Genomic DNA, 6325 nt, shown 5'->3' on the forward strand with positions numbered 1-6325 from the left:
TGTATAATTTTTAAATTTTTAGCCTCATTGAGCTAAAAATCCTATTCGCATGGCACAAATGTTGAATCGTCAAAACCGGCACAATTTGCTAAACATGCATTTGTAAATGTAATCATTTGTCCATTTTCTAAAACAACGCAAACAGGATTGTAGTCCGTTGTGCAAGTACAATCAAAATCGTCGTTACCATCGCCTGGACTTGGCTCGCTTGAACCATAACAATTATTCAAAACTTCTGAAAATTCGAACATATTGTTGATTACTACAACTTCATTGTTGACTAAAATATTCAAAGGATAAACGAAGTCGATTACCTCTGGATCTTGATTATCAAATAAGTTATAAAGCGCGTCTAAACTCGTAATTTCGATTACATCGTTATTAGCAGTCAACAATGAAAAAGGAAATTGAAATTCAAAACATTCATTTTCGATCATATCACCATCTTCGTAGTAGCTGTCGCCACAACTTAAATTCAATGCTTCAAAATCGGCTTCGCTTTCCACGATGATGATCACACCTTCTGCAAAATAATCTATTTGAAACGGAAATGCAATTCCATTCAGGTAGCTATCATTTGTTTCGTTTTGTAATAACTCCATGATTTCATCCAACGCATTGACAGTAACTGTCGTGCCATCATTGTAGGACAAAGTGATAGGATATACAAAGTCAAAACAAAGTTCAGCAACATTATCATCACTAACTTCGTCATTTGTGGCGAGTGCAAACTTCGCAGCGGGTATAAATCTACTAACCATGCTATTGAGCGCAATTCTCAACGACGGACTTACGGTGGTTTGAGGTGCGGCAACATTGTTTGAATCGTCAGTACAAGCAATAAAAGAAAGTGTTGAAGAAAACACTACTAACAAGAGCAATTTGATTTTTTTCATAAAGTGATTTCGTTTTAAGGATTGATTTTTTATATTTTTTTTGTTTTGTTTATTATTTGTGAGATTCTATTCATCAAAAAAGGTTGCTTTGTAATAATTAAAAAGTAAAAAAAAACTTAAATTACTGGTAAGCAATAAAAATTAGTGCATCGCCATTGATACAATATCGCAAGCCGCTTGGCGCAGGTCCATCGTCGAAAACATGTCCTAAATGTCCGTCACATCTTGCACAAACCACTTCCGTTCTTTTCACCCCATGACTTTGATCGGAAATTTCTTTTACCCGATTCTTTTCGATGGGTTTGAAAAAACTTGGCCACCCCGTGCCTGAATCAAATTTAGCTGTCGATGTAAAGAGTGGCAATTGGCATCCTGCACAAAAATAGTTGCCCGCAGTATGGTTTTTATACAATGGATTTGAAAAAGCGCGTTCAGTGCCTTTTTTTCTCAAAACATCATATTGGCTTGCTGATAGCGTGGATTTCCATTGTGCATCAGATTTTGTAACTTTTTCAATTGAACCCACTTTCAACGAATAAGTCTTTTTAGGTTCTTGGACAGGCAATTCGTCCTTGAATTTACTGTTGAATCCAAAAAAGAAAAAGGTTAAAAACAAAAAAAATACAAACACAAATTTTGACTTTTTGAACATGATAAATGATTTTAACGAATTAATAACGGACTTGTTTTCAATAAATTATTACAAAAATAGACTATTCTTAACAAAATGAAAAAAATTTAGCTAAAAAGAAAAGTCAGGAAGATGGCTTAACAAATTGCCTTCTATTTTGATCGGATGGAAGCGCACAAACATTTCTTCGCTATACCAGTTTAATTTTCTGGTGTTTTGAATCGCCTTTTGATGCAATTTGCTTCGATAGGCAAAATCGACCATCGTTTGTTTATCTTTCCAAATACTAAAAGTGGCTTGCTGTATTAAAGGCCATTCGCCAATGCCTTTGCCAAAAAGAGGCCCGGCTTTGTCGTTGATAGAATGACTCACGGAAGGAACTAATTTCCAAAATCTGTATAAATATTGCCATTTTATCCGTGCACGTGTAATGATGGCAATAGGACGATTTTCGTCAAAATTTTGCAATTCGAAGGGTTGCTTTTTAGACCATTGCCCATGCACTTCAAACGGCGATAGCCAAATTGTGGCAAACTGTTTGGCTCTCTTTTTATAATCTTGCAAAACACCAGAAGCATCATTAAACTTCTTGGCATTGGTATCATCTGAAAAAACAGTCAACAACGCATAGGTTGAAAAATCAGGTTGCCATTGATAACCATCGCCACCGCCCGTGCCCAAGAGTTTGTAAAAAACCAAACCTTCGACATTGCGCAACGAAAAATGTCCTTGTTGCATCATTTTGAAAGCCCAAAATGAATTTTTAAACCCAGAAAACTTAAAAAAATGAAGCACCGTTACTTGTGACATGTTTACAGTATAAAATTAAACGCTTATCTGCTTTTTTGAAATCTTTAACATTCTGAAAAAAAAATGCTTCTAAAAAGTTATTTTTTTCCAATTTAAATGCGATAATACAAAAATATGTCTAATTTTGTTTAAAGAAAATCAAAAAAAGATGAACAATATCAAAAGTGTATTTAGTATCAAAGACTTAGAGAATTTATCGGGGATAAAAGCACATACGATTCGAATATGGGAAAAAAGATATAATGTGCTTGAACCCATGAGAACCGACACTAATATTAGAGTCTATGATTTAAGCAGTTTGCAAAAATTGCTCAATATTACTTTACTACATAATTACGGATATAAAATTTCGAAAATATCAAAACTTCCAACAGAAAGGATTCCTCAAATGGTAAGAGAAATAATTTCTGAGAAAAGTGTGAAAAATCATGCCATTAATGCATTTAAAATGGCAATGATGAACTTTGATCAAACTTTATTCTTCAATACCTATAACAGTTTACTTTCTGAAAAATCTTTCAAATCGATTTTCTATGAAGTCTTTATACCCTTGATGCAAGAACTTGGCTTTTTATGGCAAACTGACACCATTACGCCCGCACACGAACACTTTATCACCTATTTGATCAAACAAAAGTTGCTCATCAATACCGAAAAAGTCCAAATATTGGAACCTACCAAAACCGATAAGATTTTTATTTTATATCTGCCCATGAATGAAATTCATGAACTAGGGCTGATGTATTTAAATTATGAAATTATTTCTAATGGTTATAAAACGATTTTCTTGGGCGAAAGTGTGCCCATCGACAGTTTGAAAGACATCCATACCTATTTTGATAATTTAGTTTTCGTTACGTATATGACTATTGAACCTGACAAAGAAGCGATTAACGATTATCTAAAAAAGGTCAACGAAGAAGTCATCATGACGCACAATAGCGAATTTTGGGTGTTAGGAAAAATGACCGAGCATATCGACGAAAAAATGCATAAAAATATCAAGATTTTTAAATCAATTCCAGAAGTTGTGAACTATCTTTAAACCAAAATAATAGCATTTCAACGAACAACAGTTTTTCACTTTATGAAAAAAAACATTAAAATTATAGGCTCAGGCTTTGCAGCACTGTCTGCTTCTTGTTATCTAGCGAAAGCTGGACACGACGTTACAATATTTGAAAAAAACAGCACCATTGGAGGTCGATGTCGTCAACTCGTAAAAGAAGGATTCACTTTTGATATTGGTCCATCATGGTATTGGATGCCCGACGTTTTTGACCGTTTTTTCAATGACTTTGGTAAAAATACTAGCGATTATTATAAGATAAAGAAACTTTCCCCAGCATATTTGGTTTATTTTGGTGTCAAAGATTTTGTGCGAATTGCCGATAATTTAGACGAAATCCTCACCACTTTCGAATCCATTGAAAAAGGCAGCGGAGTAAAGTTGAAAAAATTCATGGACAGAGCGAAAAGCAACTATGATATTGCCATTAAGAACTTAGTTTATCGTCCTGGCGAGTAGCTTTTAGAAATTGTAACACCTCAAACTGCATTAAAAGTTGGAGAATTTTTATCAAACATCAGCAGAGATGTGCGTAAAGAATTTAAAAACCCTAAGTTAGTGCAAATCTTAGAATTCCCTGTGTTGTTTTTGGGTGCAAAGCCTTCAGACACACCGTCTTTCTATAATTTTATGAATTATGCCGACTTTGGATTAGGCACTTGGCAGCCAGAAAACGGCATGTATGATGTGGTGTTGGGTATGGAAAAACTTGCAATAGAGCTAGGGGTTACCATCAAAACAAACCAAGAAGTTTCTGAAATTATCGTTGCCAATGGCGAAGCCAAAGGATTGGTTGTCAATGGTATGAACATTGAAGCAGATTTGGTTTTGAGTGGTGCAGACTATCACCATACGGAAACTTTGTTGCCAACAAAATTCCGTCAACATTCAGAAGAATATTGGAAACAAAAAACATTTGCTCCTTCTTCCCTACTCTTTTTTGTAGGTTTTGATAAAAAATTAAAAAATGTTGCGCATCACAATTTGTTTTTTGATACAAGTTTCGATGAGCACGCAGTAGAAATCTACGACCAGCCAAAATGGCCAAAAGACCCACTTTTTTATGCCAATTTTACTTCAATCACTAGTCAAAGAACTGCCCCAGAAGGATGCGAAAACGGATTTTTCTTGATTCCTATTGCACCGGGACTCGAAGACACAGAAAAACTTCGCGAAACTTACTTTGAAAAAATTATTTCACGATTTGAGCAATTAACAGACCAAAGTGTGAAAAAAAGTATTATTTTTAAGGCATCTTTTTGCGTAAATGATTTTGTGAAAGAATACAATTCCTACAAAGGTAATGCTTACGGGATGGCAAACACACTCTTGCAGACAGCGGCTTTAAGACCCAAACTAAAAAGCAAAAAAGTGAAGAATTTATACTTCACCGGACAGCTTACCGTGCCTGGACCTGGTGTGCCTCCCTCTTTAATTTCGGGAAAACTAGTTGCCGACCTCATCAAAAAATATAATTAATAGTTTAAAAAAATTATGGCCATGAAATCTATTTTTGACTTCATTTCATTCGAAAGCAGCAAGATTGTAACAAAATCCTATTCCACTTCATTTTCAAGTGCCGTAAAAATGCTTTCACCATCCATCCGCCAAGATATTTATAACATTTATGGTTTCGTTAGACTTGCTGACGAAATTGTAGATACGTTTCATGATTACAACAAAAAAGAGCTTTTTGATTTATTTGAAGCCGATTTAAACCGATCGTTAGACCACAAAATCAGTCTGAACCCGATTTTAAACGCGTTTCAAAACACTGTTCATAAATACAATATTCCTTACGAATTGATTGGTGCTTTTATGAAAAGTATGCGATTAGATTTAGAGAAAAAAGTGTATCATTCCAAAAAAGAATACGAAGAATATATCTATGGATCAGCCGATGTGGTTGGGCTCATGTGCTTAAAAGTTTTTGTGAATGGCGATATTGCACAATATGAGTCTCTGAAAAATGCGGCTATGAGATTAGGATCTGCTTTTCAAAAAGTGAATTTTCTCCGTGACCTGAAAGCAGATTTTGATGGATTGGAGCGGACGTATTTTCCTAACACCGATTTAAACAAATTAGACGAAGCGTCAAAAGAAGTAATCATCAAAGAAATTGAAGCCGATTTTGAAGCTGGATTTGAAGGCATTAGAAATCTACCGATTGAAGCTAAATTTGGAGTTTATACCGCTTACGTCTATTACAAAAAATTATTGTCGAAATTAAAGAAGACTCCCTCTGTCGCAATCAAAACGACGAGAATCAGAGTGCCTGATTATCAAAAAGCAGGACTTTTGGCAAAGTGTTACGTTAATTACAGATTAAATATTATTTAAACGATTCAACATCATGTGGTTATATATTTTACTTTTTATTGCAACATTTCTCACGATGGAATTCATGGCGTGGTTTACCCACAAATACGTAATGCACGGATTTTTATGGTCTATCCACAAAGACCACCACAAAAAAGACCATGATTCTTGGTTCGAACGCAACGATTTATTTTTCATCTTTTACGCTGTCATTAGTATTACTTGTTTCGTTACTTGGTCCGAGGGTTTTTTCGATTTTGGGTTGGCCATCGGAGGCGGCATTTTAGCTTATGGAATTGCCTATTTCTTTGTTCATGATATTTTTATTCATCAAAGATTTAAACTTTTAAGAAATGCCAATGGCAGATATGCGAAAGCCGTTCGTCGTGCGCACAAAATGCATCACAAACACATTGGAAAAGAAAAAGGAGAATGTTTTGGAATGCTGGTTGTTCCATGGAAATATTTTAAAGCTTAAATCACAAAACGCCTCTTTCATTGAGGCGTTTTTTTTTTTTGAAACACCTTTAAATATGGATATAATTTATCAAAAAAATTTTTTTTTTGAATTCTAAAAAACAAGAAATATAAACAAATTTA

6 protein-coding genes and 1 pseudogene are annotated in these 6325 nt (G+C 34.5%); 4 read left to right on the forward strand and 3 right to left on the reverse strand.

What is annotated here, in order from left to right; all coding sequences use genetic code 11:
* Positions 1-41: 41 nt before the first annotated feature.
* The 3 genes from ABWO12_RS04340 to ABWO12_RS04350 all read right to left on the reverse strand — a co-directional run bounded on the left by ABWO12_RS04340 (position 42) and on the right by ABWO12_RS04350 (position 2337).
* Entirely contained in the window at positions 42-896 is an 855-nt protein-coding gene (locus tag ABWO12_RS04340; RefSeq protein WP_353087540.1) for a hypothetical protein, read from the reverse strand.
* Positions 897-1017: 121 nt separating this feature from the next.
* Positions 1018-1461: a peptide-methionine (R)-S-oxide reductase MsrB gene (gene msrB, locus ABWO12_RS04345; protein ID WP_353087542.1), complete on the reverse strand. Its 444-nt coding sequence runs from the start codon at positions 1459-1461 to the stop codon at positions 1018-1020.
* Between the two features lie 177 nt (positions 1462-1638).
* Positions 1639-2337, reverse strand: coding sequence for a hypothetical protein (locus ABWO12_RS04350; RefSeq protein ID WP_353087544.1), 699 nt, complete (start codon positions 2335-2337; stop codon positions 1639-1641).
* A 148-nt stretch (positions 2338-2485) separates the two neighbouring features.
* Here ABWO12_RS04350 and ABWO12_RS04355 point away from each other — a divergent pair, with 148 nt between their 5' ends.
* The 4 genes and pseudogenes from ABWO12_RS04355 (at position 2486) to ABWO12_RS04370 (ending at position 6203) form a co-directional block, all read left to right on the forward strand.
* Entirely contained in the window at positions 2486-3382 is an 897-nt protein-coding gene (locus ABWO12_RS04355) for a MerR family transcriptional regulator (RefSeq protein WP_353087546.1), read from the forward strand.
* A 42-nt stretch (positions 3383-3424) separates the two neighbouring features.
* Positions 3425-4885, forward strand: a pseudogene (gene crtID / locus ABWO12_RS04360) (bifunctional phytoene desaturase/3,4-desaturase).
* Positions 4886-4906: 21 nt separating this feature from the next.
* Positions 4907-5746 carry a phytoene/squalene synthase family protein gene (locus ABWO12_RS04365; RefSeq protein ID WP_353087548.1) on the forward strand — a complete coding sequence of 280 codons (840 nt, stop codon included), beginning with the start codon at positions 4907-4909 and terminating at the stop codon, positions 5744-5746.
* A 13-nt stretch (positions 5747-5759) separates the two neighbouring features.
* Complete coding sequence (locus ABWO12_RS04370; protein WP_353087550.1) at positions 5760-6203, forward strand: sterol desaturase family protein; 444 nt, start codon at positions 5760-5762, stop codon at positions 6201-6203.
* Positions 6204-6325 lie beyond the last annotated feature (122 nt).

Source organism: Flavobacterium sp. (assembly GCF_040379285.1).
Taxonomy (GTDB): domain Bacteria; phylum Bacteroidota; class Bacteroidia; order Flavobacteriales; family Flavobacteriaceae; genus Flavobacterium.

What these genes read in the sequence shown, in the direction of transcription:
- ABWO12_RS04340 (WP_353087540.1), bottom strand. Translation starts at nt 896, where the DNA reads ATGAAAAAAATCAAATTGCTCTTGTTAGTAGTGTTTTCTTCAACACTT.
- ABWO12_RS04350 (WP_353087544.1), bottom strand. Translation starts at nt 2,337, where the DNA reads ATGTCACAAGTAACGGTGCTTCATTTTTTTAAGTTTTCTGGGTTTAAA.
- ABWO12_RS04355 (WP_353087546.1), top strand. Translation starts at nt 2,486, where the DNA reads ATGAACAATATCAAAAGTGTATTTAGTATCAAAGACTTAGAGAATTTA.
- ABWO12_RS04365 (WP_353087548.1), top strand. Translation starts at nt 4,907, where the DNA reads ATGAAATCTATTTTTGACTTCATTTCATTCGAAAGCAGCAAGATTGTA.
- ABWO12_RS04370 (WP_353087550.1), top strand. Translation starts at nt 5,760, where the DNA reads ATGTGGTTATATATTTTACTTTTTATTGCAACATTTCTCACGATGGAA.